This window comes from Actinoplanes sp. NPDC051475 (genome assembly GCF_040689425.1).
Classification (GTDB): domain Bacteria; phylum Actinomycetota; class Actinomycetes; order Mycobacteriales; family Micromonosporaceae; genus Actinoplanes.
Genome location: NZ_JBFAZZ010000009.1, coordinates 198512 through 223640, shown reverse-complemented (window position 1 = coordinate 223640; position 25129 = coordinate 198512). Strand labels below are relative to the sequence as shown.

Here is a 25129-nt window from a genome sequence, read left to right as displayed (position 1 = left end):
AGGCACCATGGACGCCGTTATAGGTGTACTCATCTTCGTCATCGCGCTCTTCGCGGTGATCACCCTCATCCGATCGGTCCGCATCGTCCCCCAGCAGCGCATGGACGTCGTGGAACGGCTCGGCAAGTACAAGCGCACCCTCGCCCCGGGCCTCAACCTCCTGGTCCCGTTCGTCGACGCGGTCCGCACCAAGGTCGACATGCGCGAGCAGGTCGTCAGCTTCCCGCCGCAGCCGGTGATCACCTCGGACAACCTCGTGGTCAGCATCGACACGGTGCTCTACTTCAAGGTCGTCGACCCGGTGCGCGCCACGTACGAGATCTCGAACTTCCTCCAGGCCATCGAGCAGCTGACGGTCACCACCCTGCGTAACGTCATCGGCTCGCTCGACCTGGAGCGCGCGCTGACCAGCCGCGAGGAGATCAACCGGCACCTGTCGAGCGTCCTCGACGAGACCACCGGCCGCTGGGGCATCAAGGTCACCCGCGTCGAGATCAAGGCCATCGAGCCGCCGGCGAGCATCCGCGACTCCATGGAGAAGCAGATGCGCGCCGAGCGCGAACGCCGCGCGACGATCCTCAACGCCGAGGGCCACAAGCAGGCGGCGATCCTCACCGCCGAGGGCGAGAAGCAGTCCGCAGTCTTGCGCGCCGACGGTGACCGCCAGTCCCGCATCCTGCAGGCCGAGGGACAGGCCAAGGCCATTCGTACGGTCTTCGACGCGATCCACACCGCCAACCCGTCGCAGAAGGTCCTCGCGTACCAGTACCTCCAGGCACTGCCGCAGATCGCCAACGGCACGGCCAACAAGGTCTGGATCGTGCCGACCGAGCTGACCAAGGCCCTCGAGGGTCTCGGCGGCGCCCTGGGTGGCCTCGCGAACATGGCAGGCGACGTGCCGTCGGAATCGGTCGACACGGGCGCCGTCGAACGGGAAGCCGCGGCGGCGGCCCAGGCGGCCGCGGACGAGGCGGCGGCCGTCAACGCCCAGGTCCGGGCCGCTGAGGCGCAGGTCTCGGGTGACAACGGGCCCAAGGGGTTGCCGGCGCCGGAGACCATCCCGCCGTCCGCTGCCCTGGGAGCGGCGGACTACAACGGCGCGGGAGAGCCTGAACGCGCCTGATCCGGGTGATTGACGATGCGGGGCGGCCGGTGGCCGCCCCGCTTCCGTGTCCAGGGCACCCCCGGCCGGGTGCGGGATCGTAGCGAATATCGCAAAACGCCGCGGATCACCGCTGCTTTTTGCCATGGTGGATCCAGGATTCCCGACCGGTGCCCCCGGCCGCTCGGCTTGAGCCCGATCAAGGCGGAGCCATGAGCATCAGTCAGCACCAGACGGCGAGCGGCCGCCCGCTGCGCGTATCCCCGGCCTGGGTGGGCGCCGCCCACCCGTCGGCCGCCGAGGATCACCTGCTCCCGATCCGGGAAGCGGTCTGGATCTGGTCGGTACGCCGGTACGCCCGCACCGCCCTCTGGGCCCTGCCGGTGGGCGCCGCCCTCTACGGCTGGTCGACCCTGGGGGTGCCGAGCCCCGCCGGCCAGCTGGCGGTCCAGGTCGCGGCGGGCTGGCTCTGCACCATCGCGATGATCGCGCTGGCGGGGCTGCTCGCCGGCTCCCGAACCCGCCGGCCGGCCGTGGCGGGCCTGCTCATCGGCCTGGCCGGCGCCCTCCTGTGGCTGCCCCTGCTCACCCTGCCGGGCGGCGGCACGACTCCCGCCGGCTTGGCCGGCCCCGCCGCGCCGGACGCCGGCGGGCTGCCGGGCCTCGGCCTGACGGCGGCGCAGGTCAACACCGCGTCCGTCATCGCCGCGGCCGTGATGGGGGTCGGGTGGCTGCTGCTGGGGTGGGCGGTGCTGCGCTCCAGACTGGTCAATCCCGCCGACGGCGTGCTGCTGATCCTCGCCGCCGTGTCGATCGGGGCGGGCTCGTTCGCCGTCAAGCCACTGCCGACGGTCGGTGCCCTGATCCTGCTGGCCGCGGGCATGGGTCTGGCGTGGACCGGCTCCCGCCTGATCCCGCCCGCCTGACCCCCCTAGTGGGGCTTGATGCGATACACCACTGAGCGCCGCAGGGAGCCGGGTGGGACGGTCGGGTCGTCGAAGTCGTCGGCCGGGTCGCGGGTCATGCCGAGCCGGTGCATCACCGCCTGGGACCGCTGATTGCCCGCCGCGCAGATCGCCAGGATCTCGGCGAGTCCGAGGACGTCGAAGCCGAAGTCCAGGCATGCGTGGCCGGCCTCGGTCGCGTAGCCGTTGCCCCAGGCCGACCGGGCCAGCCGCCAGCCGACCTCGACGCCCTGCAACGGCATGCCTTCCTCCACGGGGTCGAGGCCGGCCATGCCGATGAGCTCGCCGGTCGCCGCCAGCTCGATAGCCCACCAGCCCCAGCCGCGCTGGTCCAGGTCGGACCGGAAGGCCTCGATCGAGCCGGCGCTCTGCTCGTAGGTCATGACGGCCGGGAAGTACTCACGGACGACCGGGTCGGCGTTCATCGCCGCCCATGGCAGGACGTCCTCGTCGCGCCATCGGCGCAGGATCAGCCGTGCGGTCTTGAGCTCGGAGAAAGTCATCGCGTCCTAGGGGAGTAGGGCCGGTGGCCGGGCATCCGTTCAGAGGTCGTCATCGCGTCCCAGTTCCCAGAACGCCACCGCTGCTGCCGCCGCAACGTTGAGCGAGTCCACGCCGCGGCGCATCGGTAACCGTACCGGGGTGTCGCTCGCCGCCAGGGCGTGGCGGGACAGGCCGGGGCCCTCGGCGCCGAGCAGCAGGGCGGGCCGGGCCCGGTGGGCGGCGTCGAGGCGTTGCATCGGCAGTGCGTCCCCGGCCGGGGTCAGCGCCAGCACCGTGAAGCCCGCGTCGCGGACCCGGTCCAGGCCCTCCGGCCAGGGCTCCAGGCGGGCGTACGGCACCGCGAACACCTCGCCCATGCTCACCCGTACGCTGCGCCGGTAGAGCGGGTCCGCGCACGACGGTGACAGGAGGACGGCGTCGATGCCGAGGGCCGCCGCGCCGCGGAAGACGGCGCCGATGTTGGTGTGGTTGTTGACGTCCTCGAGGATGGCGACGCGGCGGGCGGCGGCGAGGACCTCGCCGGCGTCGCGCAGGGGCAGGCGGTGGAAGGACGCGAGCACGCCGCGGTGCACGTGGAAGCCGGTCGCCCGCTCCAGCACGGCCTGGGTGGCCGCGTAGACCGGCGCGTCGCCGAGGTCGTCGAGCTGGTCGACCCGCTTGGCGTCGACCAGATAGGACCGGGCCCGGTAGCCGGCGCGCCGCGCGCGGCGCAGCACAAGCTCGCCCTCGGCGATGAAGAGGCCGTTCGGCGGCTCCCACTTCGTGCGCAACTCGAGATCGGTGAGGGCGCGGTAGTCGCCGAGCCGCTCGTCGTCGGGGTCGGTGATCAGCTGGACGTCGGGCACTTCAGTCCACCCGGTAGGTGAGGTGGGTGGCGTGCCCGGAGACCCGCACGTGGACCTGGCGCAGCGCCCGGGGCGTGGCACCGGTGAAGAGCGGGGTGCCGGAACCGAGCAGGACCGGCGCGAGGTGCAGCCGCAGCTCGTCGACGAGGCCGGCGTCGATCGCGCCGCGCACGATCTCGCCGCCGCCCATGATGACGGCCTCACGCTCCTCGGCCATCGCGCGGGCCTTGGCGACGGCGCTGCGCAGCCCGTCGACGACGAACGTGACCCGCTCACCGAGCCGGGCCCGGTCGGGCGGGTTGCGCGTCACGACCAGGATCGGCGGCGGGGCGGCCAGGTCGGCGCCGTAGCCCATCTCGTCGTTCCACCCGTGCGGGCCGTCGATGATGTCGAACAGCTTGCGGCCCATGACGACCACGCCGGTCGCATCGGTGGCGGCAGTCAGCACCTCGCGGTCGACCGCGTCCCCGTCGAACACCCACGTGTGCAGCCCCTCGCCGCCGTGGCCGAGGCCGTGGGCGAGATCGGGGCCGGGGCCGGTCACGAACCCGTCGAGCGACACCGAGATGTCGGCGACCACCTTGCCCATGCGCATCTCCTCGGCTCGTCCGCGTGCAGAGCCGAGCATGCCATCCGGGTACGACAGGACCCGCCGCCGGGCCGTGCCCAGCGGCAGCCCCGGCTCCCTCCGGCGGGGTAGCGGCGGCAGATCGCGCCCGGCGGCAGTACGGTTGTACTGTTCGCGTCGTTCGGCGGTCGGGGGGTGTGCTGGTGTCAACCGGTTCCGGATCCGACCCCCACCTGCTCGCGTTGCTCCGCGCCATGCGGTTGCGCTCGGCCGCGCCGGATGCGGCCGCGGCTGGGGAAGCCGACGCCACCGCGGCGCTGACCAGCCAGGCAGCGCCGACGGAGGACCGCGAGAGCGCCGAGGCGGTGCATCCGGAGGAGCTGCTGCACCCGGACTGGCCCACGGCCCACCCGAAGACGGAACTGCCCGCCGAGCAGCACACCCTCCCGCCGGTCGAGCTGCCGCCGGTGCATCCGTCCCACGAGCTGCAGGAACGGGGTGTCCCGAGGCCCGGCTTGGAGCGGACCGCCGCCGAGGCGGCCGGTGATCTCCGAGCCGGCCTGGGTTCGGTGCCGTCCAGTCCGCGCCCCGTCCCGCCCACGACCCCCAGCCCGTCGACCAGTCCGGACACCGCCGGGGCTTCGTCCGGCTCCGACGTCAGCGGTGCCGCGACCTCGGGCGCCTCCAGCCCCGCGACGCCGAGCACGGGCGCCTCCAGCCCGGCGGCGCCGAGCTCGGGGGCCTCCGGTCCGACGCCCAGCGCCGGATCATCGCCGTCCGCCGGGGTCACCATTCCCGGCTACATCCTCCCTTCCCTGGTGGAAACCGAGTCCGGGTCGGTCTCCGGCGGCGCCCCGCCCGCCCCGACCAGCGAACCGATCGTCGACGGCCCCGCGCGGCCCGCGACGCCGGCCGCACCCGCGGGACGCACTCCGGCGGGCTCCCCGGCCCCACCCACGGACATCGCCCCCGGTCACCTGATGGATCTGCTCCCGCAGTACCTTGCCCGCCAGACACCGGCGGCCCCTGCGCCCGGGAACACCCCGCAGACGCCGCCCACACCCACGAACCCGCCCGCTGCCCTGCCGCCGGGCCCTACTGCTCCGGGCGCGCCGCCGCTCACCGGCACCACGCCCCCGAAAACTCCGGTCGCCGGTACGCCGGGGTCCGGCGCACCGACCGCCCCCACCCCGGGAAGTCTGTCGATCCCCGCGACGCCGATCACACCCCGGCCACCACAGGGCAGCCCCATCCCGGGCACCCCTGTCCCGCTGCCGGGCGCCGCGACGCCCGCGCTCCCGCCGGTCCCCGGTGCCCCGGTTCAGCTACCGGGCGCGGCGACGCCCGCGCTCCCGCCGGTCCCCGGCGCCCCGGTTCAGCTACCGGGCGCGGCGGCGCCCGCGCTCCCGCCGGTCCCCGGCGCTCCGGTCCAGCTCCCGGGCGCCGCGACGCCCGCGCTCCCGCCCGCCAGGCCCGCAAGTCCGTCGACGCCCGCGCTCCCGGCGTTCCCGGGGGCTCCCGCGATCCCGCCGGGCACCCGCACCGACGTACCGGCCAACCGCCCCACGATCCCGTACCCGCCGGGCGCCGGACCCTGGCCCGGTGGCCTCCCGGTCTCCTCGACCCAGCCGATCGAGGCCATTCCCAGGGTCGGCGGTCCGCGGCCGACCGGGCCGCCCTGGCCGGGTGATCCGATTCAGTCGCTCGCGCCCCCACCGCCCCTGCGCCCGCCGATGCCCGTCCCGCCCGCCCGGACCCTGGCACCGGTCGACGGCATGAATCCGGCCGACGACGCGATGATGCACGAGGTGCAGCGCCTGCTCAGCAACAGCTTGTCGCTGGCCGGGGGCCCGCCGGAGGTCGCCGCCCGGCTGCGGGCCGCGCTCGTGCAGGCGGAGCCCGCGCTGTTCCGTGGCATTCCCGGCGACGTCGCTTCGCAGACGGATCAGCTGGCGGACGGGCTGACCTGGCTGGTGCACAACTTCGACCAGCCGCCGGCGTTGGTAGCCGGCTTCGGGCGGCTCGGTGCCGCGCTCGCCGAGTGCGGGATCGCTCCGCAGCAATTGCAGCTCGCCGGGGCGGCGCTGGCCGAGGCGATGCGGGCGGGCATGGCCGCGAACGGGTGGCGGCAGGACTTCGACCAGGCGTGGCGGTCGACGTGGCAGCACGCGTACGAGTGGATCGCGCACGGGATGGCCACGGCCCGGTACCAGCCCACGACCTGGACCGCGGTGGTCGAGCGGCACGACCGGCGCCGGGACGACCTGGCCGTCGTGCGGCTGCGGCCGTACCTTCCGATGCCGTACCGGCCGGGGCAGTACGCGCGGATCGAGGTGCCGGAGCTCCCCGGGCTGTGGCGGCCGTACTCGCTGGCCGGGGCGCCGCGCCGGGACAACATCGTGGAGCTGCACGTACGGGCGAAATCGGTGAGCGGTGTCAGCGGCACGCTGGTGCATCGGCTGGGCGTCGGCGACAAGGTGCGGATCGCGCGGGCCGAGGGCGGGATGTGCCTGCCGGAGTCGGGCCGCGACCTGCTGATGATCGCCGGGGACACCGGGGTGGCCCCGCTGAAGGCGCTGCTGACCGAGCTGGCGGCGACCGCCGATCCGCGGTCGGTGGTGCTGTTCTGGGGCGCGCGGACCCTCAGCGAGCTCTACGACATCGACGAGATCGCGGCGATCGCGGGGTCGGCGCGGCGGGCCACGGTCGTGCCGGTGATCTCCGAGGGGCCGGCCGGCCCGTACGCGTCCGGCCTGGTCACCGATGCCGTGGCCGCCTACGGGGAGTGGTCCGAGCACGAGGTCTATCTGGCCGGGCCGCCGCTCATGCTGGCCGCCACCGCCGCCGCTCTCTACCAGCTCGGAGTTGCGCCCGAGCGGATCCACCACGACGCTCCGGAGTGATCGACTGCACCGCAGCGAAGCAAGGGCCAGGAGAGCACGACCATCAGGCACAGGGTGATCAGAGCAGCAACGACAGGGCTTTCGCGTACGCCGGAGGCAGGAACGTCTGCCCGCCCGGAGTGAGCACCGCGTCCCGCGACGCCTCGGCCCACGCCGCGGCCGGCACCGCCTCGCGCAGCGCTACCACGACAGGCGCATCGCGCCACTGCGGGTCGTCCGCGAGCATGGTCAGCGCGACCAGAGACTCCTCGACCTCGCCGACGCATTCAAAGGGCTTGTGCGCGTCGATGCCGAGCAGTTCCAGGTAGCCGGGGACCTGGGCCGGGTCGGCGAACAGGTCGCGGCCGAAAATGCGGGTCAGCCGTTCGCGGGGCATCGACGGCGCCATGGCGAGCGCGACGAAGCGGCACTTGGGGCAGTCCCCGCACCAGCGGGCCGTCGGGTCGTGCAGCTTGAACGCCTTGTTGCAGCTGGTGACCACGTCGTCGTACGCGGTGAACCGGGCGAACAGCTGGGCGATGTGCAGCTCGGACAGTGACCGCAGGAGCGAGAAGTACGGCTCGGTGAGCCCGGCGTGGGCGGTGATCGCGGCCCGCAGCAGTCCTTCCGCCTCGACCCCCTTCGACCACTGGTGGTTGATCGGGTGACCGTTCCAGATCAGGTTGGGGTCGGACGCGGAGCGCTCGTTGGACATCACCACCGGGCCGAGTCCGTGCAGCGTGGCGGTGGCGATCGCGATCAGCGAGTTGATCGCGGTGACCGGGATGTGGCCGTTGCGGGCGCCGGCCTTGTTCAGCTCGAACAGGCGCGGGTCGAGCCTGCGGCGGGCGGCCAGCGCGGGCAGGCCGGAGGCGGCGTTCACATTGACGATGACCGGGTTGGGGTTGACCGAGAACGGCACCGGGTCGAGGCCGGCGGCGCGCAGGATCTCGAGGGTGACGATGGAGTCCTTGCCGCCGCCCACGGCCGACAGGGGACGCCCGTCGGCGTTGTCGACGGGTGCGGCCGGCTCGGACCCGCCCGGGACGTCGACGGTCATGTCGAGCACGTACGGCAGCTGGTTCACGTACGCGTACTCGCCGAGGCCCTGGCTGTAGACGGCGTCGAACAGGGCCTTCGCCTCGGCCGGCACGGCCGTGGGCGCCTCGATGCGCTCGGGCGCGCCGATTTTGTAGTAGCTCACCCCGGCGACCACGTGGAGCAGCTCGAGGACCCGGTGGAAGGTGTCCGGCACGGCGGCGCCCACGGGCACCGGGAAGGTGATCGTCTCGGTGAAGGCCTCGGGGGCGGGCCCGTCCAGCAGATAGTCGAACGTCGCGACCCCGGTGGCGGGGTCGTAGGCGTACGAGGGGAAGCGCATGACGTCGAACTGCACCCGCGAACTCCTGTCACTGGACCGACGGGCAATACTAGTGCGACTCGACAGAGGGAGTGTTCCTGTGCGCCTGGCAGACCTGCGCGGACGGTCCGTGGCCGTCTGGGGTACCGGCCGTGAGGGCCGGGCCGCCGTGACCGCGATCGCCGCGCACGGGCCGGCGCGCCTGATGGCGGTGGACGACAGCGCCAACTTCCTCTCGGTGCCGTGGGAGGGCGAGCTGGCGTCCCTGGCGCCGCTCGCCGGCGGTGACCACGCCTTCCCGACGCTCGCCGCCGCCGACGTCATCGTGCGCTCGCCCGGGGTGCCGCAGACCCATCCGTGGATGGCCGAGCTGCGCGGCCGCGGGGTGACCGTCACGGGCGGTAGCGCGCTGTGGATGGCCGAGCACGCCCGGCGGACCGTCGGGGTCACCGGCAGCAAGGGCAAGAGCACCACATCCGCGCTGATCAGCCATCTGTTGGCGGCCGCCGGCCGGCCCAACGTCTTCGGCGGCAACATCGGTGTGCCGCTGCTCGACCTGCCCGCCGCCGAGCAGTATGTCCTCGAGCTGTCCAGCTACCAGTGCAGCGACCTTGCCGATTCGCCCCGGGTCGCGGTGGTCACCTCGCTCTTCCCGGAGCACCTGGACGCGCACGGCGGTGAGCGCGAGTACTACCGCGACAAGCTGAACCTGCTGGCGCACGGACCGGAACTGATCGTCGTCAACGGCGCCGACCAGCGGCTGGTCCGCGAGACGATCGACGTACGGGACCTCAACGGCTTCCCGGCGATCCCGGCCGGTTCCGGCGACTCGCGGTTCCGCGTCGACGACGACGAGCTCGTCTACTGCAGCGACGAGCCGCTGTTTCCCCGCGACACGCTGCGGCTGCGCGGGCGGCACAACGCGCGCAACCTGTGCGTGGCGCTGGCCGTTCTCGACGGGGTGGGCATCGATGTGCCGGGCCTGCGGGAGGAGCTGCGTGCGGCGGTCGCGTCGTTCGAGGGGCTGCCGCATCGGCTCGCGGAGATCGAGGATCCGTCCGGGCTCACCTTCGTCGACGACACGCTGTCGACGAGTCCGTATTCGGCGATGCACGCGATCGACGCGTACGAGGGCCGCCCGCTGACCGTCCTGGTCGGCGGCACGGACCGGGGCCTGGACTACGCGCCGCTGCGCGAGCATCTGCGGGGCCGGGAGATCACCGTGATCGGGCTGCCGGACAGCGGTCCGAGGATCCTGGCCGAGCTGGCCGGGCTGCCGGGCGTCCGTACGGAGTCCGCCGAGGATCTGCCCGCCGCGGTGCGTCTCGCGCGCAAGATGACGCCGGCCGGCGGGGTCGTGCTGTTGTCGCCGGCCGCCCCCAGCTACGGCCGGTTCCGCAACTTCGAGCACCGCTCCGAGGTCTTCGCGCAGGCCGTGCGGAACAGCGCTTAACCGGTTCTGGGCATAATTTTCGCCAACTGACGGAACACCCTCGCAGATTGCGAGGGTGTTTCACGTTGCGCCACAAACCGGCTGTTCGGGGGAGTCGGCGGGGGCCGTACGGCCTATGAACGAAGCGGTACAAATCCCCGCATGTGATGGCGGTCACGTCGTAACGGCCATATGGGATTGACGGGGGTCAACCGATGGTCACGCAATGCGGCGGTAGCCGATTGCTCCAGGTAACGGTTTGAAAACTTCGCCCACAGACTTGACAGAAAGGGGTCCGCAGTAAGAACTTTTACCGCGACAGTTAACACCCCTTGATGAGAGGACGGCCCATGGTCGAGCCGGACGTGGACGGCACCGCCTCTACCGTGGTGGCCGACCCGCTGGTGCGCGATCAGGCGCCCGCTCCCGTGATCTCCAACGCGAGCGACGGCGTGCTGCTGCGCGTACGTACTCTGCTGCCGGAGTTCACCGGGGCCCTGCAGCGCGTCGCCGAGCAGGTCCTCACCGACCCGGCGGCGGCCTCCCGCGCCACGATCGTCGAGCTCGCCGAGCGCTCCGGCACCTCGCCCGCGACGGTCACCCGCTTCTGCCGGGCGATGGGCTTCGACGGGTACTCGGACCTGCGGCTGGGCATCGCCGCCGAGACCGGCCGGGCCCGCTCGGCCGGCTGGACCGTCGACATCGGGCGCGAGATCCAGCCGAGCGACCCGCTCTCGCGCGTTCTCGCCCAGATCATGGCCGCCGACACCCGGGCGATGCACGACACCGCCGCGCTGCTCGACCTCGCGGAGGTGGAACGGGCCGCAGTGGCGATCGCGGCCGCGCCCCGGGTCAACATCTTCGGCGCCAGCGGCAGCGCGCTGGTCGGCGAGGAGATGCAGTTCAGCCTGCACCGCATCGGCGTGGCGGCGTGGGCCTGGACCGACGTGCACAACGGCCTGGCCAGCGCCGCGCTGTCGCGGGCCGGCGACGTCGCGCTCGGCATCTCGCACTCCGGCGAGACCGGCGAGACGATCGAGCTGCTCGCCGAGGCCAGCAGCCACGGTGCCACCACCATCGCCCTGACCAGCTTCCCCCGCTCGCCGCTGGCCGAGCTGGCGGACATCGTCCTGCTCACTGCCACGCAGGCCACGACGTTCCGCCCCGACGCACTCTCCGCGCGCCACCCCCAGCTGGTCGTGCTCGACCTGCTCTACGTCGCCGTCGCCCAGCGGACCCACGAACGTTCGCACGCGGCCTTCCAACGCACCGCCCAAGCCGTCAGCGGCCACAAAGCCGTCAAGGACGGCAGCTCCGCCCCTTAGAAGTGCCCGACAGCACCAGCTCCCCTCACACCCCCCAGATGTGAATTCTTTCCAGGAGGAAAGCGTGAAGCGCAGACTCGCGGTCACCGCGTCGCTCGCCGCGACGCTGCTGGCCGCCGCCGCATGCGGTTCGAGCAGTGACAGCAGCACCCCCAACGCCAACGCGTCCGTCAACGGCGCCGGCAAGACCATCAAGGTGTGGCTGATGGTCGACGCCCAGGGCGGCTGGCCCGAGGTCGTCAAGCAGGCCAACGACCGCTTCACCCAGGCCACCGGCGCCCAGGTCCAGGTGGACTACCAGCAGTGGCAGGACCACCTCGCCAAGCTCGACACCACCCTGGCCGGCAGCGAGGTCCCCGACGTCGTCGAGCTGGGCAACACCGAGATGCCGAAGTACGTCTTCAACGGCGCCTTCGCCCCGCTGGACAAGTCGCAGTTCGAGAACTCGGGCCAGTGGCTGACCGGCCTGTCCGCCCCCTGCGAGCTCGACGGCAAGACCTACTGCGTGCCGTACTACGCCGGCGCCCGGGTCCTGCTCTACAACACCGACCTGTTCGGCAAGGCCGGCCTGTCCGCGCCGAAGACGTACGAAGACGTCGTGGCCGCGGCCAAGAAGCTCAAGGAGAAGAACGGCAGCGACAAGCAGTTCTCCTCGTTCTACATGCCGGGCAAGTACTGGTACGCCGCGATGGCGTGGGTGCACGGTTCGGGTGGCGACATCGCCAAGAAGAACGGCGACAAGTGGGCCGGCACCCTGTCCGAGCCGGCCGCCCAGGAAGGCCTGACCAAGTGGGCCGAGCTCGCCAAGACCTACTCGACCGGTGACCCCACCAAGGACGAGGCCGACCAGGACCCGGTGTTCGCCCAGGGCAAGACCGGCATGCTGTACGCCAACGGCTGGGAGCTGGGCTCGGTCCAGGAACAGCCGAAGGACCCCAACGACCCGGCCTCGGCCAAGGTCAAGACCAAGGTGAACGGCAAGGTCGCCTCGGCGCCGATGCCCGGCGTCCCGTCGTTCCTCGGCGGCTCGGACGTGGCCGTCACGGCGAAGAGCCCGAACGCCGACCTGGCCGCGAAGTGGGCGCAGATCTTCACCGACACCAAGTCGCAGGAGGGCCTGATCGCCAAGGGCGCGCTGCCCAACGCGACCAACCTGCTCGACAAGGCCGCCGCGGTGAAGGGCAACGAGGCGACCGCGCAGGCCGCCAAGGAGACCTGGTTCGTGCCGATGGCTCCGAAGTGGTCCGAGGTGGAGTCCGCCAACGTCCTGCAGGACATGCTGGTCAGCATCGCGACCGGCAAGTCCACGGTGGCCGACGCGACGAAGGCCGCCGACGCCAAGATCAACGAGATTCTGAACGCCGCCTGACGCACGCCGGTGCCGCCCCCCCGTACCGGTGGGCGGCACCCCTCACCGCAGGAAGAGAGGTGAAGAGACAGATGTCGGTCGTCGACTCCCCGTCAGCGCCGCCGGCCCCGCCCGCGCCGGCCCCGGCCGCAACGCACGCCGGGCGCAAGCGCCGCAGGACCACGGGCGGCCGGGTGCCGTACGTCCTGGTGCTGCCCAGCCTGCTGCTGCTGGCCGCGCTGCTCGGATACCCGCTGGTGCGGATGGGCGTGCTCTCCTTCCAGCAGCTCGGGCTGCGGCAGCTGTTCGCCAACCTGCCGCCGGAGAACGTCGGGCTCGACAACTACACGCGGGTCCTCACCGACCCGGTCTTCTACCAGGTGCTCGGCCGTACCGTCGCTTTCACGGTGGTGTCGGTGCTGCTGACCGTGGTGCTGGGCCTGGGCGTCGCCCTGCTCATGCGGCGCGTCTGGGCGCCCGTACGGATCATCATGATCGTCGCGATGATGTTCGTCTGGGCCATCCCGCAGTTGGTCGCGACCCAGACGTTCCGCTGGCTCGTCGACTCCGACTTCGGCGTCCTCAACTGGCTGATCGACCGCATCCCGGGCGTCGACTTCGCGAACCACAGCTGGTTCGCCGACCCGATCCAGGGCTGGAGCGTCATCACCACGATCGTCGTGTGGGCGGGCATCCCGTTCATCGCGATCACCCTCAACGCCGGCCTCACCCAGGTGCCCAAGGAGCTGCTGGAAGCGGCCGTGATCGACGGTGCCTCCGCCTGGCAGGCGCTGCGCCGGGTGACGCTGCCGATCCTCAAGCCGCTGCTGGTGATCGTCACGACCCTGTCGGTGATCTGGAACTTCGGCCTCTTCACCCAGGTGTGGGCGGTGCGCAACGGCCGGCCCGAGGCCCAGTACCAGGTGCTGGCGACCTGGTCCTACAGCCTGGCGTTCAAGAACAACAACTACGGCCTGGGCTCCGCGATCGCGATCATCTCCGTCCTGCTGATGCTCGGCGTCATGGTGTTCTACATGCGCCAGATGTTCAAGATCGGAGATGTGGACTGATGGTCGCCGTCGCACCCCAGACCGCCGTACGCACGCGGCGCCGCCAGTCGCGCGAGTCCGACACGCCCACCGTCGGGCGCAGCTTCGGCGGCACCATCGTCGCGAACCTGGCCGGGCTGGTCTTCTCCCTGGTCATGTTCTTCCCGATCTACTGGGTGGTGAACACGGCGTTCAAACCGGCGCCCGAGATCCTCCAGTACGACCCGACGTTCTATCCGCACGGCTTCACGCTCGACAACTTCAGGTCGGCGTTCAACGCGCCGTTCTTCCAGCGTGACCTGGTCAACGGCGTGCTGATCACCGTCGGGGCGGTGATCGGGGCGCTGGTCGTCGGCTTCCTGGCGGCGCTGGCCATCGCGCGGTTCCGGTTCTACGGCCGCAAGGCGATCATCCTCATCGTCCTGTCGGTCCAGATGGTGCCGCTCGTCGCGGTCCTCATCCCGCTGTTCCTCATGCTGCAGGACTACAAGCTGACGAACAGCCTGCTCGGCGTCACGCTGGTCTACATCGTGCTGATCCTGCCGTACACGGTGTGGACCCTGCGGGGCTTCATCCAGGGCGTGCCACGGGAGCTCGACGAGGCCGCGGAGATCGACGGGGCCGGCCGGTTCCAGGTCTTCTGGCGGATCATCCTGCCGCTGACCGGCCCGGGCCTGGTGGCGACCTCGGTCTACGGCTTCATTCAGGCCTGGAACGAGTTCATCATCATCAACACCCTCAACGACCAGGCGAACCAGAACCTCATGGCCTGGCTCATGCAGAACCAGACGAGCAAGGGCACCTTCTGGGGTCCGCTCATGGCTGGGTCGATCCTGACCGCGCTTCCGGTGGTCGTGTTCTTCCTGATCGTCCAGCGCAACATCGCCACCGGCCTGACGGCGGGCGCCGTCAAGGGCTGACCCGGCACCGCAACAACACCCTGAGGAGAAAGTGCATGACCGAGATTTTCAAGCCTGAGGTGGACCGCCGGACGCTGCTGCGCCGAGCGGCCGCCGTTGGCCTGCTGGCCACGCCCGCCGTCGGCATGCTCAGCGCGTGCGTCGGCGGCGGCAAGGACGACGACACCACGTCCGACAAGCCCAAGGGCACGGTCTCGGCGACCAACCCGCTGGGCGTCAAGGAGGACGAGCCGCTGGAGATCATCATCTTCAACGGCGGCCTCGGCACCAAGTACGCGACCGACGTCGACATCCCGTCCTACAACAAGCTCTTCCCGAACTCCAAGGTCACGTTCAACCAGACCGAGGAGATCTCCACCGTGGTGCAGCCGCGGTTCAGCGCCGGCAACCCGCCGGACATGATCAACAACTCCGGTTCCAAGCTGATGGACCAGGGCGCCCTCGTCCAGGCCGGTCAGGTGCAGGACCTCACCGACCTGTTCGCCGCGCCGTCGGTGGACATCTCGGGCAAGACCGTCAAGGACACCCTGATCCCGGGCACGATCGAGCAGGGCACGTTCAACGGCAAGCCGTACGTCCTGAACTACGCGTTCACCGTCTTCGGCCTCTGGTACTCCGGGAAGCTGTTCAAGGACAACGGCTGGACCGCGCCGACCACCTGGGCCGACTTCATCAAGCTGCTCGACGCGATGAAGGCCAAGGGCATCACCCCCTACGGGTACGCCGGTGCCAACGCGCCGTACTACCAGTACACGGTGATCCTCGCCAGCGCCGCCAAGATCGGTGGCGCCGACATCCTCAAGAACATCGACAACCTCGAGGACGGCGCCTGGACCAACGACGCCGTCAAGCAGGCCGCGGCCGCGTGGGCCGAGGTCGGCGCGAAGTACTCGGACAAGGCGTTCCTGGGCCAGAAGCACACCGAGGTTCAGCTGAAGCAGAACCAGTACAAGGTGGGCCTCTACCCTTCCGGCTCCTGGCTGGAGAACGAGCAGGCCAAGGACACCCCGGACGGCTTCGACTACCAGCTGATGCCGCTGCCGAGCGTGACCACCGCCGACAAGCTGCCCGTCACCGCGCTCTACGCCGCGGCCGGCGAGCAGTACTTCGTCGCCAGCAAGGGCAAGAACCCGCGCGGCGGCATGGAATTCCTGCGCCACATGCTCTCCAAGAACGGCGCCATCGGGTTCACGAAGCTCACCAAGACCCTGACCGTGGTCGCGGGCGCCACCGACGGCATGGAGATCAGCGCCGGCCTGACCTCGGGCAACAAGGCCCTGGGCGCGGCCGGTGCCGACACCTTCAGCTTCCGCTTCGACACGTGGTACAAGAAGCTCGACGACGAGGTTCGCGCCGCCACCAACGAGCTGATGTACCAGGGCGGCACCGCCGACAAGTTCTGCCAGCGAGTGCAGAAGGCCGCCGACGCCATCAAGAAGGACTCCTCCATCGAGAAGTTCAAGCGCTGACCCTTATCCACCCGACGAGTTGAACCGCGATCACGAACGGAGCACGGAACCATGAAGCACGGCAGGTACCCGTTCATCATCGGCTTCCTGATCGTGCCGGTGGCCATCTATGGGACGTTCGTGGTCGCGGCTTACCTTCAGGCGTTCCAGTTGTCGTTCACCAACTGGCGAGGCTTCTCGCCCGAGGTGAACTACATCGGGTTCGACAACTTCACCCGGCTGTTCCAGGACAGCACCTTCTGGAAGGCGATCCAGCACCACGTCCTGCTGCTGATCTTCCTTCCGCTGCTGACGATCGTCCTGGCGCTCTTCTTCGCCTTCCTGCTGAACGTGGGCGGCGGCTCGAAGGGTGGCCGTACCCGTGGGGTCTGGGGGTCGAAGGTCTACCGCGTGGTGTTCTTCTTCCCCCAGCTGCTCGCCCTGGCCCTGGTCGCCGTCATCTTCGCGCGGGTCTACTCGCCCGACGAGAGCGGTCTGATCAACGGCCTGCTGAACCAGTTCGGCGGGGGGCCGATCCTGTTCCTCGCGGACAAGAACCTGGCACTCTGGTCGATCCTGGCCGTGCTCGTCTGGCAGGCGGTCGGCTTCTACGTGGTGCTGTTCTCCGCGGGCATGGGGTCCATCCCCACGGAGATCTACGAGGCGGCGGCGCTCGACGGCGCCACCCGCGGCACGCTGTTCTTCAAGGTCACGCTGCCGCTGCTGTGGAACACCCTCCAGGTCGCGTGGGTCTACCTCGGCATCGCCGCCTTCGACGCGTTCGCCTTGGTCAACGTCATGTCCGTGGACCGGGGAGGCCCGGACGGGGCGACCACCGTGCTGGGCCTGGAGATCTTCCGCAACATGCAGGACTACGCACAATTCGGCTACGCCTCGGCGATGGGCGTCGTGCTGTTCTTCCTGACCATCACCTTCGCGGCGCTGACCCTGCGGGTCACCCGGCGCGACGCCGTCGAGCTCTGAGCCGTACCGGGAGCCTGAGATGACCAACCTGCGTACCGATATCTCCGCACCACCGCCCGGCACCGTGCCGTACCCGGGCCGGCGGCACGCCGCCGCGGCGAACCGCGACAAGGGCGAGGCGAAGCTCTTCAGCGGTTTCGCCCACGTCGCGCTGGCGATCTGGGGGATCCTCGTGATCGCCCCGCTGATCTGGGTGATCCTCGCGTCGTTCAAGAGCAACACCGAGATCTTCACCCACGCGCCGTTCAGCCTGCCGAGCAAGATCTCCTTCGAGACCTACAAGACGGCCTGGACCGAGGCGCACATCGGCCGCTACTTCCTCAACAGCGTCTTCGTGGTGGCGCTCAGCACCACCGGCACCATGATCTTCGGGTCGATGGCCGCCTACGTGCTCGCCCGCTACAAGTTCGCCGGCAACCGCTTCATCTACTACCTGTTCGTCTCGGGCCTGGCGTTCCCGGTCTTCATGGCGATCGTGCCGCTGTTCCTGATCCTGCAGAACCTCGGCCTGCTGAACACGTACACCGGTCTGATCCTGGTCTACATCGCCTACTCGCTGCCGTTCACGGTGTTCTTCATGACGGCGTTCTTCAAGACGCTGCCGAACCACGTCGCGGAGGCGGCGATCGTCGACGGCGCCTCGCACACCCGGCTGTTCTTCCAGGTCATGCTGCCGATGGCCCGGTCCGGCCTGGTCAGCATCACGATCTTCAACATCGTCGGCCAGTGGAACCAGTACCTGCTGCCGGTCGCGATCATGCAGGGCCAGGGCGCGGACAAGAAGTGGGTCCTGACCCAGGGCATCGCGAACATCTCGGTGTCGGCGGGCTACCAGGCCAACTGGGCGGCGCTGTTCGCGGCGCTCACCCTCTCGATCCTGCCGATGATCATCGTGTACGCGTTCTTCCAGCGTCAGATCCAGTCGGGCCTCACGGCCGGCGCCACGAAGTAGGTCACCTCACGGGGTGATCAGCCCCATGTAGGCGAGCTTCTGCTTGATGGTGTCGGGCGCGAACGGCTTGAGGACGTACTCGTGCGCCCCGGCCGCCAGCGCCCGCACCATCTGGCTGTGCTCGCCCTCGGTGGTCACCATCATCATGCACATGTCCCGCAGCGGGGGCATCTTGCGGATGTGGCGGATCAGCTCGAGGCCGTCCATCACCGGCATGTTCCAGTCGATCAGCGCCACGTCCGGCACGGTGGGGATCTCCACCAGCAGGTCGAGGGCCTCCTGCCCGTTGCTCGCCTCGTACGCCGAGAAGCCCAGCCCGGCCAGGGTGCGCTGCAGGATACGACGCATCGTGCTCGAGTCGTCGACCACCAGAGCCAGCATTCGGTCGCATTTCGAAGAGGGTGGGCAACGGATTCCATCGGCCGGTGCATTCGCTTCCTGAGCAGATCGCTCTCCGGCGAGTTCCGGTTTCTGTCGTACCCCTGTTCCAGAATGACGGGGTGCTGGTAGCCGCGGTCTCCGACGACGGGAGCTGGCACGGCCCGGGGCACCTCCAGGCCGTGCACCCCGACGGCACGCCCGCGTCCGGGCCGCAGCCGGTGGCCGACCTGCCGGCCGCGATCGCCGAGCGGGAGGCCGCCGAGCGCCCCCGCTGGGTCTGGGCCGCCACCGCCGACTGCTATCCCGCGCTGCTGCGGACCGGGGTGCGCGTCGCCCGCTGTCACGACGCGGAGCTCATCGAGGCGCTGCTGCTCGGCCACGCCGGGCGGTGGGGTGAGCCGCGGGCGCTCGCCGCCGCCTTCGCCCGGCTCACCGGCGGGCCCGTGCCGCCCGATCCGCCGCCCCGGTTGGCGCAACCGCCGGGCTTCGCCCAGGCCGCGCTCTTCGATGCCGCTGCCGGTCCGCCGCCCGCCGCCGGCCCGGTGGTCCTCGAGGCCCTGACGCGGGTGTACGCGGACCAGCAGCGTCGCATCGCGGCGACCGGGCAGCCGGGGCGCTTCGGCCTGCTCGTCGCGGCGGAGTCGGCCGGGGCGCTGGTCGGCGCGGAGATGGGCCACACCGGCCTGCCCTGGCGCGCGGACGTCCACGACGAGCTGCTGCGTGACCTGCTCGGGCCGCCTCAGCCGGTGGGGCCGCCCCGCCGGCTCGCCGAGCTGGCCGCCGAGGTCAACGCCGCGTTCGGCATGCACGGCCTGCACCCCGACTCGCCGGCAGAGGTGCTGCGCGCGTTCGCCCGGGCGGGCATCGACGTCCCGAACACCCGGGCCTGGGTGCTGCGCCGGGTCGAGCACCCGGCGGTCAAGCCGCTGCTGGAATACAAGGAGCTCTACCGCATCTGGACGGCCCACGGCTGGGCCTGGCGCGACGCCTGGGTGAGCGAGGGCCGCCTCCGCCCGGAGTACGTCCCCGGCGGCGTCGTCTCCGGCCGCTGGGCCACCCGCGGCGGCGGCGCCCTCCAGGTGCCCAAGGTGGTCCGGCGCGCCGTGGTGGCCGACCCGGGCTGGCGCTTCGTCGTGGCCGACGCGGGCCAGCTCGAGCCCCGCGTCCTGGCCGCCGTCTCCGGAGACACCCGCCTCGCCGCAGCCGGCATCGCCGACGACCTGTACGCAGCCCTGGCGACCGACGCCTTCGGAGGCGACCGGGCCCGCGCCAAGGTCGCCTTGCTCGGCGCCATGTACGGCCAGACCGGCGGCGCCGCGATCCCGGCCCTGGCGGTGCTGCGCCAGAGCTACCCGACTGCCTTCGACTACGTGGAGGCGGCGGCCCGCACCGGCGAGGCGGGCGGCTTGGTCCGCTCCTGGCTGGGCCGCACCTGCCCCCCGGCCTCGACAGCCTGGCGCGACGCAGGCCTCGACCCACCGGAGGAGGCAGGCTCCGCCGAGGCGCCCCAGGGCGGAGCGTCCGGCCGCGCCCGGGGCCGCTTCACCCGCAACTTCGTCATCCAGGCGACGGCGGCGGAGTGGGCCCTGGTCCTGCTGGCCACCCTCCGAACGGCACTGGAGGGCCTGCGCGCCGAGATCGTGCTGTTCGTCCACGACGAGGTGGGGGTGCACTGCCCCGAGGAGGAGACGGAGCAGGTCGTCGCGGCGGTGCGGGCCGGCGCGGCTCGGGCGGGGGAGCTGCTGTTCGGGCGGACCGAGGTGCGGTTCCCGCTGGATGTGTCGGTGGTCGAGTGCTATGCCGACGCCGCATGACCGGCCGTGGCCCGCCGGGGGGCTGACCCGCCGCGGCCCCGCCTGATGGCCGGAGCCGCCGTCGTCCGCCCGGGCGTCCCGAGTGCGCCATACACAGGCCGGGCTGGGCGGGACCCGCCGGGCTGGGCTTCACCGACCGGGTTTGCGGGGCGCCGGCGCCGAATTCCGCCGGCTCTGCGCGGTGCCGGGAACCCTCAAGGGGGATGTGGAAGCCGACCGGAGTGTGGCGCAGGCGAATAGCCCGCCCGCCGCCGCGCCGGGGACCTAGGCTGTCGCGGATGTGGGTGACCGGACTGCTGCGCAGACACGATGAGTCGGCGAAGTTCGTGGTCGTCGGCGGCATCTGTTTCGTTGCGACGGCTGTCATCAACTACGCGCTCAAGCTCACCGTCCTGCACGCGAAACCGGTCACCGCCCTGGCGATCGCCACGATCATCGCGACCGTGCTCTCGTACGTCCTGAACCGGGAGTGGTCGTTCCGTCGGCGCGGCGGTCGTGAGCGGCACCATGAGGCCGGGCTGTTCTTCGCCGTCAGCGCGGTCGGCGTCGGGCTCACCGTGCTGCCGCTCGCCGTCTCCCGGTACGTCCTGCTGCTGCGCGTCCCCGACGTCGGGCGGCCGGTGCAGGAGATCGCGGACTTCGTCAGCGGAATGATCCTCGGCACGCTCATCGCCATGGGCTTCCGGTGGTGGGCGTTCCGCCGATTCGTGTTTCCCCACCCGGAGGGCCGCGCCCCCGCCCGGGAGAAGCAACAGAAGCCCGACGAGCCGGCGACGCGGCAGAAGCCGGAGAAAAGACTGAAGCCAGAGAAGAGGCTGAAGCCGGAGAGCCCGAACAAGACGGACAAACCGGACAAACGCGAGAAAGCGACGGAGCCCGGAGCCCGGTGAGCCGCTACGAGAGGACGACCATGCGTCGCATCGCGTTCGGTCCGCAGGTCTGCGGGCGCCTCGACGAAGGCGCCGCGCGCGAGTGGCTACTCACCGACGGTCTCGGCGGGTACGCCATGGGCACCGTCAGCGGGCTGCGTACCCGGCGCTATCACGGGCTGCTGGTCGTGGCGGGACAGACGCCGGCCGCGCGTCACCTCGGGCTCGTCTCGCTCGATCCGGTCGTCACGCTCGCGTCCGGCGCGGTGGTGCGTCTCGGCACGCACGAGTGGGCCGACGGTGCCGTCGCTCCTCGGGGCTACGAGCTTCTCTCCGGGTTCGAGCTCGTGGACGGGTTGCCGCGGTGGCGGTGGCGGATCGGTGACGTGGTGCTCGAGCGGGAGATCGCGATGGCGTACGGCCGCAGCAGCCTCGCCGTCGTCCATCGGCTCCTCACCGGCGGGCCGGTCAGCCTGCGGCTGCAAGCGCTGTGCACGTGGCGTGACGTGCACGGGGAGCGGACCGCCGCCGGTCCCGAGCCCGATGTCGTCGAGGTGGACGGCGGGTGCGTGGTCGACGGCGCGTACCGGTTGCGGGGGCCCGGATTTCGGGGCTCGGGGCAGTGGTTCCGCGGTGTGCGGCACCGCGAGGAGGCGGCGCGCGGACTGACACCCATTGAGGATCTCTGGTACGCGGGGAGCTTCCAAGCCGAACTGCGCCAGGCCGGGGCCACCGCGTCGGTGTCGGCGTGGGCGGACGACCTGACCGCCGCCCCCGAGCCGGCCGAGGAGGTCGTCGCGGGTGCGCGTACCCGTCATCGGGCGGTCGTGGCAGCGGCCGCACCGGCCGACGATGCGCAGGCCACCCTGGCGCTGGCGGCCGATTCCTTCGTGGTGCGGACCGCGGCCGGGCCCGATGTGGTCGCCGGGTATCCCTGGTTCGGGGCCTGGTCGCGGGACACGATGATCAGCTACGAGGGGTTGTTCCTCGCCACCGGGCGGGAGACGGTGGGCCGGTCGCTGCTGCAGAGCTACGCGGCGACGTTGTCGCAGGGCATGCTCGCCAACACCGCCGACACCGGCAGCGTGGAGTACAACACGGTCGACGGCACACTGTGGTTCCTGCACGCGGTCGGCCGGCACGTGGCGCTCACCGGGGACACCGACCTGGCCGCCGAGCTGGTGCCGGACCTGCGCTCGGTCGTCGACGCGCACCTGGCCGGCACCCGGTACGGCATCGGCGTCGACCCGGCTGACGGGCTGCTCCGGCAGGGCGCCGCGGGCGAAGCGCTGACCTGGATGGACGCGCGGGTCGACGGGGTGGCGGTGACGCCGCGGGCGGGCAAGCCGGTCGACGTGAACGCGTTGTGGGTCAACGGGCTCGCGATGGTCATCAAGCTGGCCTGGCAGGCGCGGACCAACGCCGGGGCGGCGACCCGGGCCCATCCCGCGGCGCTCGCCTCGTTCGCGCGGCGGTTCCCGGCCGGTGGCGGGCTTCTCTACGACGTGGTGGACGGGCCCGGCGGTGACGACGCGACGCTGCGGCCCAACCAGTTGCTGGCCTGGTCGCTGCCGTACGCGCCGCTGCGCCCCGAGCCGGCCGCGCTGCAGACGATCGGGGCGGCGCTGATGACGCCGCTGGGTCCGCGCAGTCTCGCGCCCGGGGCGCCCGGTTATCGCGGCAGTCACCGGGGCTCGCCGGCGCAGCGGGACACGGCGTACCACACGGGTACGGTGTGGCCCTGGCTGACCGGGCCGTACGTGGCGGCCTGGCACCGGCTCGGGGTGTCGGCGGAGCAGACCCTGTCCGACGCCGACGGTCACCTCGGCGAGTACGGGCTCGGGTCGGTCTCCGAGACCGCCGACGGGGACGCGCCGCACGGCGCCACCGGCTGCCCGTTCCAGGCGTGGTCGGTGGCGGAGGGGTTGCGCGCCCGGCGGCTGGCGGGGCCGTAGGGTTCTGCGGGTGCCGGCATCCGACTACGTCAAGAACCTGCGCGCCCGGGTGGGCCATGACCTGATCATGTTCCCCACGGTCAGCGCCGTCGTGCTCAACGACCGCGGCGAGATTCTGCTGGGGCAGCGCAGCGACAACCACCGGTGGTCGCTGATCGCGGGGCTGATGGACCCCGGCGAGCAGCCCGCCGAGGCCGTCGCCCGGGAGGTGCTCGAGGAGACCGCGGTCCAGGTCAAGGTGGAGCGCCTGGCCGGGGTGGCCCTGCACGAGGTCACCTATCCCAACGGGGACCGGTGCCACATGGTGAACACCTGGTTCCGGTGCCGCGCCACGGGCGGCGAGGCCCGGGTCAACGACGAGGAGTCCATCGCGGTCGGCTGGTTCCCGCTGGACGCGTTGCCGGAGCTGAGCGCGTTCGCGCTCCAGCGGATCCGTACGGCCCTCGACGACGGTGCCCCGGCCTGGTTCGCCCAGCCGGGCGAGTCCGTCGAAGGGAGTCAGGCCAGCCAGCCCGGGCGGATCAGCCCGGCCTCGTAGGCGAGCACTACCAGCTGCGCGCGGTCGCGGGCGGCGAGCTTCACCATCGTGCGGCTGACGTGCGTCTTCGCCGTCGCCGGGCTGATCACCAGGCGCGCCGCGATCTCGTCGTTGGACAGCCCCTCGCCGACCAGCACCATCACCTCCCGTTCCCGGTCGGTGAGCTGCGCCAGGGTGCGCTCGACGGCCTCGGGCGGGGCGGCCGGGCGGCCCCGGCCGCCGGGCGTGGCGAACTCGCCGATCACTCGCCGGGTGACGCTGGGCGACAGCAGGGCGTCGCCGGCTGCCACCGCGCGGATGCCGCGCAGCAGCTCGACGGGTTCGGTGTCCTTCACCAGGAACCCGGACGCGCCCGTGCGGAGCGCCTCGAAGACGTACTCGTCGAGCTCGAACGTGGTGAGGATGACCACCCGGGTCGCGGCCAGGGCGGGCTCGGCGGCGATCCGGCGGGTCGCCTCCAGGCCGTCGACGCCGGGCATGCGGATGTCCATGAGCACCACGTCGGGGCGGGTCTCGGCGGCCAGGCGTACCGCCGCCAGGCCGTCGCCGGCCTCGGCGACCACCTCGATGTCGGGCTCGGCGTCCAGCAGGGCCCGGAAGCCCGCGCGGACCAGGGCCTGGTCGTCGGCGAGCAGCACCTTGATCACGGTTCCCCCTCGGTGGCAGCGGCGGTCGGCAGCGTCGCCGCCACCAGGTATCCGCCCTCGGGCAGCGGGCCCGCGCTCAGCGTGCCGCCCAGGCTCTCGGCGCGGGCGCGCATGCCGGCGATCCCCGAGCCCGCGCCGTCCGGCTCGGCGGCGACCGCGGTGCCGTCGTTGCGGATCCGCAGGCGCAGCTCGGCCGGGGCGTACTCGATCGCGACCTCGGCGCCATCCGCGGCGGCGTGGCGGCGCACGTTGGTGAGGGCCTCCTGCACGATCCGGTACGCCGCCCGGTCGACCTCGGCCGGCAGCGGACGCCGCTCCCCGGCCGTGGTGGTGCTGACCGGCAGGCCGGCATCCGCGGTGAGGTCGGCGAGGCGGTCGAGTCCCAGCGCGGGCTGCCGGGGCGCCGCCTCCTCCTCGGGGCGCAGCACGCCGAGCACCGCCCGTACCTCGCGCAGCGCTTCCGCGCTCGCCGTCTTGATCGCCGTCAGCGCCTCTCGGGCCTGCTCGGGCCGGTTGTCCATCAGGTGCAGGCCGACGCCGGCCTGCACGTTGATCAGCGACAGGTGGTGGCCCAGCACGTCGTGCAGCTCGCGGGCGATGCGCAGCCGCTCGTCGGAGGCCTGGCGGCGCTCCTGTTCCTGATGGGCCCGGGCCCGCTCGGCGTTCACCTTCGTCATCTCGGCGATGTACGCCGCCCGGGACCGTGCGGCGTTGCCGAGCACCATGGCCAGCCCCAGGCCGAGCGCGGCGAGCACGGCGTCCCGCACTCCGAGCCGGACCGCCTCGGGGACCCCGAGCTGCTCGGCGAAGATCCCGGTGACGGCGACCCAGGCCGCGTACAGGGTGGCCGCCACGGCGAGGGCAGGGCGCCCGCGGCCGGTCCTGACGGCGGTGAACAGTGCGACGGCCGGGGCGACGGCGTAGGTCCAGGAGGGCGGGAACAGCGTCGCCAGCCCGATGGTCGCCGTCCCGGCGACCGCCAGCACCGCGAGCGGGGCCTTGCGGCGCCAGGCGAGCGCCAACGGGCCGATCAGCAGGAGCGTCCACGCGATGACCTGGGTGGCGTGGAGGAGTGCGGCGGCCTCCGCCCGGTTGCCGAAGACGTGGAAACACAACACGCCGATGACGGCGCCCGGCCCCGAGCCGTGCCGGGGCGGCCGCCACGGGCCTCGGTACCGGCGGTGGTCTCGCACGGCAACGACGCTACGGCACCCCGGCGGGGCGGGGCATCGGCACGAGGT

General features: G+C 71.7%; 22 protein-coding genes. 15 read left to right on the top strand and 7 right to left on the bottom strand.

The window, feature by feature from the left end:
- Window positions 1-7 precede the first annotated feature (7 nt).
- Together AB0368_RS20210 and AB0368_RS20205 are read left to right on the top strand one after the other, a co-directional pair.
- Window positions 8-1123: an SPFH domain-containing protein gene (locus tag AB0368_RS20210; RefSeq protein WP_366155431.1), complete on the top strand. Its 1116-nt coding sequence runs from the start codon at window positions 8-10 to the stop codon at window positions 1121-1123.
- A gap of 191 nt (window positions 1124-1314) precedes the next feature.
- The gene (locus tag AB0368_RS20205) at window positions 1315-2028 is read left to right on the top strand and encodes a hypothetical protein (RefSeq protein ID WP_366155430.1); all 714 of its coding nucleotides are present in this window, start codon (window positions 1315-1317) and stop codon (window positions 2026-2028) included.
- Between the two features lie 5 nt (window positions 2029-2033).
- On the opposite strand, the gene AB0368_RS20200 is transcribed toward AB0368_RS20205, so the two are convergent.
- The 3 genes from AB0368_RS20200 to AB0368_RS20190 are packed head-to-tail and all read right to left on the bottom strand — an operon-like array spanning window position 2034 to window position 4005.
- Window positions 2034-2570, bottom strand: a complete 537-nt coding sequence (locus tag AB0368_RS20200; RefSeq protein ID WP_366155429.1) for a GNAT family protein — start codon at window positions 2568-2570, stop codon at window positions 2034-2036.
- A 39-nt stretch (window positions 2571-2609) separates the two neighbouring features.
- A complete protein-coding gene (locus tag AB0368_RS20195; protein WP_366155427.1) occupies window positions 2610-3416 on the bottom strand; it encodes an RNA methyltransferase in 807 nt (268 codons plus the stop codon).
- Window position 3417: 1 nt separating this feature from the next.
- Complete coding sequence (locus AB0368_RS20190) at window positions 3418-4005, bottom strand: dihydrofolate reductase family protein (RefSeq protein WP_366155426.1); 588 nt, start codon at window positions 4003-4005, stop codon at window positions 3418-3420.
- A gap of 182 nt (window positions 4006-4187) precedes the next feature.
- Here AB0368_RS20190 and AB0368_RS20185 point away from each other — a divergent pair, with 182 nt between their 5' ends.
- A complete protein-coding gene (locus AB0368_RS20185) occupies window positions 4188-6887 on the top strand; it encodes a hypothetical protein (protein ID WP_366155425.1) in 2700 nt (899 codons plus the stop codon).
- 58 nt (window positions 6888-6945) lie between these two features.
- On the opposite strand, the gene AB0368_RS20180 is transcribed toward AB0368_RS20185, so the two are convergent.
- Window positions 6946-8247 carry a hypothetical protein gene (locus tag AB0368_RS20180; protein ID WP_366155544.1) on the bottom strand — a complete coding sequence of 434 codons (1302 nt, stop codon included), beginning with the start codon at window positions 8245-8247 and terminating at the stop codon, window positions 6946-6948.
- Between the two features lie 79 nt (window positions 8248-8326).
- Between AB0368_RS20180 and murD the strand changes: the two genes are divergently transcribed.
- The 8 genes from murD (at window position 8327) to AB0368_RS20140 (ending at window position 17684) form a co-directional block, all read left to right on the top strand.
- Window positions 8327-9679, top strand: coding sequence for a UDP-N-acetylmuramoyl-L-alanine--D-glutamate ligase (gene murD, locus AB0368_RS20175; protein ID WP_366155424.1), 1353 nt, complete (start codon window positions 8327-8329; stop codon window positions 9677-9679).
- A gap of 329 nt (window positions 9680-10008) precedes the next feature.
- Window positions 10009-10983 (top strand): MurR/RpiR family transcriptional regulator, encoded by a 975-nt coding sequence (locus AB0368_RS20170; protein WP_366155423.1) that lies wholly within the window; start codon window positions 10009-10011, stop codon window positions 10981-10983.
- Window positions 10984-11047: 64 nt separating this feature from the next.
- Window positions 11048-12352, top strand: a complete 1305-nt coding sequence (locus AB0368_RS20165) for an extracellular solute-binding protein (protein WP_366155422.1) — start codon at window positions 11048-11050, stop codon at window positions 12350-12352.
- Between the two features lie 59 nt (window positions 12353-12411).
- The gene (locus AB0368_RS20160; protein ID WP_366155421.1) at window positions 12412-13401 is read left to right on the top strand and encodes a sugar ABC transporter permease; all 990 of its coding nucleotides are present in this window, start codon (window positions 12412-12414) and stop codon (window positions 13399-13401) included.
- Entirely contained in the window at window positions 13401-14300 is a 900-nt protein-coding gene (locus tag AB0368_RS20155; protein WP_366155420.1) for a carbohydrate ABC transporter permease, read from the top strand. The genes AB0368_RS20160 and AB0368_RS20155 overlap by 1 nt, the downstream gene beginning before the upstream one ends.
- Before the next feature lie 35 nt (window positions 14301-14335).
- Entirely contained in the window at window positions 14336-15769 is a 1434-nt protein-coding gene (ngcE, locus tag AB0368_RS20150) for an N-acetylglucosamine/diacetylchitobiose ABC transporter substrate-binding protein (protein ID WP_366155419.1), read from the top strand.
- A 51-nt stretch (window positions 15770-15820) separates the two neighbouring features.
- The gene (locus AB0368_RS20145; protein WP_366155418.1) at window positions 15821-16732 is read left to right on the top strand and encodes a sugar ABC transporter permease; all 912 of its coding nucleotides are present in this window, start codon (window positions 15821-15823) and stop codon (window positions 16730-16732) included.
- Window positions 16733-16751: 19 nt separating this feature from the next.
- On the top strand, window positions 16752-17684 hold the full coding sequence (locus AB0368_RS20140) for a carbohydrate ABC transporter permease (RefSeq protein ID WP_366155417.1): 933 nt from the start codon (window positions 16752-16754) through the stop codon (window positions 17682-17684).
- Between the two features lie 6 nt (window positions 17685-17690).
- Here the strand turns inward: AB0368_RS20140 and AB0368_RS20135 are convergent, their stop codons facing one another.
- The gene (locus tag AB0368_RS20135; RefSeq protein ID WP_366155416.1) at window positions 17691-18065 is read right to left on the bottom strand and encodes a response regulator; all 375 of its coding nucleotides are present in this window, start codon (window positions 18063-18065) and stop codon (window positions 17691-17693) included.
- A 119-nt stretch (window positions 18066-18184) separates the two neighbouring features.
- On the opposite strand from AB0368_RS20135, the gene AB0368_RS20130 reads away from it, so the two are divergent.
- The 4 genes from AB0368_RS20130 (at window position 18185) to AB0368_RS20115 (ending at window position 23241) form a co-directional block, all read left to right on the top strand.
- A complete protein-coding gene (locus AB0368_RS20130) occupies window positions 18185-19879 on the top strand; it encodes a bifunctional 3'-5' exonuclease/DNA polymerase (protein ID WP_366155415.1) in 1695 nt (564 codons plus the stop codon).
- A 278-nt stretch (window positions 19880-20157) separates the two neighbouring features.
- Complete coding sequence (locus AB0368_RS20125) at window positions 20158-20769, top strand: GtrA family protein (RefSeq protein WP_366155414.1); 612 nt, start codon at window positions 20158-20160, stop codon at window positions 20767-20769.
- Window positions 20770-20789: 20 nt separating this feature from the next.
- Complete coding sequence (locus tag AB0368_RS20120) at window positions 20790-22703, top strand: amylo-alpha-1,6-glucosidase (RefSeq protein ID WP_366155413.1); 1914 nt, start codon at window positions 20790-20792, stop codon at window positions 22701-22703.
- A gap of 10 nt (window positions 22704-22713) precedes the next feature.
- Window positions 22714-23241 (top strand): NUDIX domain-containing protein, encoded by a 528-nt coding sequence (locus tag AB0368_RS20115; RefSeq protein ID WP_366155412.1) that lies wholly within the window; start codon window positions 22714-22716, stop codon window positions 23239-23241.
- Here AB0368_RS20115 and AB0368_RS20110 read toward each other — a convergent pair.
- Together AB0368_RS20110 and AB0368_RS20105 are read right to left on the bottom strand one after the other, a co-directional pair.
- Window positions 23202-23888, bottom strand: coding sequence for a response regulator transcription factor (locus AB0368_RS20110; RefSeq protein ID WP_366155411.1), 687 nt, complete (start codon window positions 23886-23888; stop codon window positions 23202-23204). The two genes, AB0368_RS20115 and AB0368_RS20110, sit on opposite strands and share 40 nt — an antisense overlap.
- On the bottom strand, window positions 23885-25081 hold the full coding sequence (locus AB0368_RS20105; protein WP_366155410.1) for a sensor histidine kinase: 1197 nt from the start codon (window positions 25079-25081) through the stop codon (window positions 23885-23887). The genes AB0368_RS20110 and AB0368_RS20105 overlap by 4 nt, the downstream gene beginning before the upstream one ends.
- Window positions 25082-25129: the final 48 nt, after the last annotated feature.

Bases quoted from the DNA above. Each gene is read 5' to 3' on its own strand.
- AB0368_RS20210 (WP_366155431.1), top strand. From the start codon at position 8: ATGGACGCCGTTATAGGTGTACTCATCTTCGTCATCGCGCTCTTCGCG.
- AB0368_RS20205 (WP_366155430.1), top strand. From the start codon at position 1,315: ATGAGCATCAGTCAGCACCAGACGGCGAGCGGCCGCCCGCTGCGCGTA.
- AB0368_RS20200 (WP_366155429.1), bottom strand. From the start codon at position 2,570: ATGACTTTCTCCGAGCTCAAGACCGCACGGCTGATCCTGCGCCGATGG.
- AB0368_RS20190 (WP_366155426.1), bottom strand. From the start codon at position 4,005: ATGGGCAAGGTGGTCGCCGACATCTCGGTGTCGCTCGACGGGTTCGTG.
- AB0368_RS20180 (WP_366155544.1), bottom strand. From the start codon at position 8,247: ATGCGCTTCCCCTCGTACGCCTACGACCCCGCCACCGGGGTCGCGACG.
- AB0368_RS20170 (WP_366155423.1), top strand. From the start codon at position 10,009: ATGGTCGAGCCGGACGTGGACGGCACCGCCTCTACCGTGGTGGCCGAC.
- AB0368_RS20155 (WP_366155420.1), top strand. From the start codon at position 13,401: ATGGTCGCCGTCGCACCCCAGACCGCCGTACGCACGCGGCGCCGCCAG.
- ngcE (WP_366155419.1), top strand. From the start codon at position 14,336: ATGACCGAGATTTTCAAGCCTGAGGTGGACCGCCGGACGCTGCTGCGC.
- AB0368_RS20145 (WP_366155418.1), top strand. From the start codon at position 15,821: ATGAAGCACGGCAGGTACCCGTTCATCATCGGCTTCCTGATCGTGCCG.
- AB0368_RS20140 (WP_366155417.1), top strand. From the start codon at position 16,752: ATGACCAACCTGCGTACCGATATCTCCGCACCACCGCCCGGCACCGTG.
- AB0368_RS20135 (WP_366155416.1), bottom strand. From the start codon at position 18,065: ATGCTGGCTCTGGTGGTCGACGACTCGAGCACGATGCGTCGTATCCTG.
- AB0368_RS20125 (WP_366155414.1), top strand. From the start codon at position 20,158: ATGTGGGTGACCGGACTGCTGCGCAGACACGATGAGTCGGCGAAGTTC.
- AB0368_RS20120 (WP_366155413.1), top strand. From the start codon at position 20,790: ATGCGTCGCATCGCGTTCGGTCCGCAGGTCTGCGGGCGCCTCGACGAA.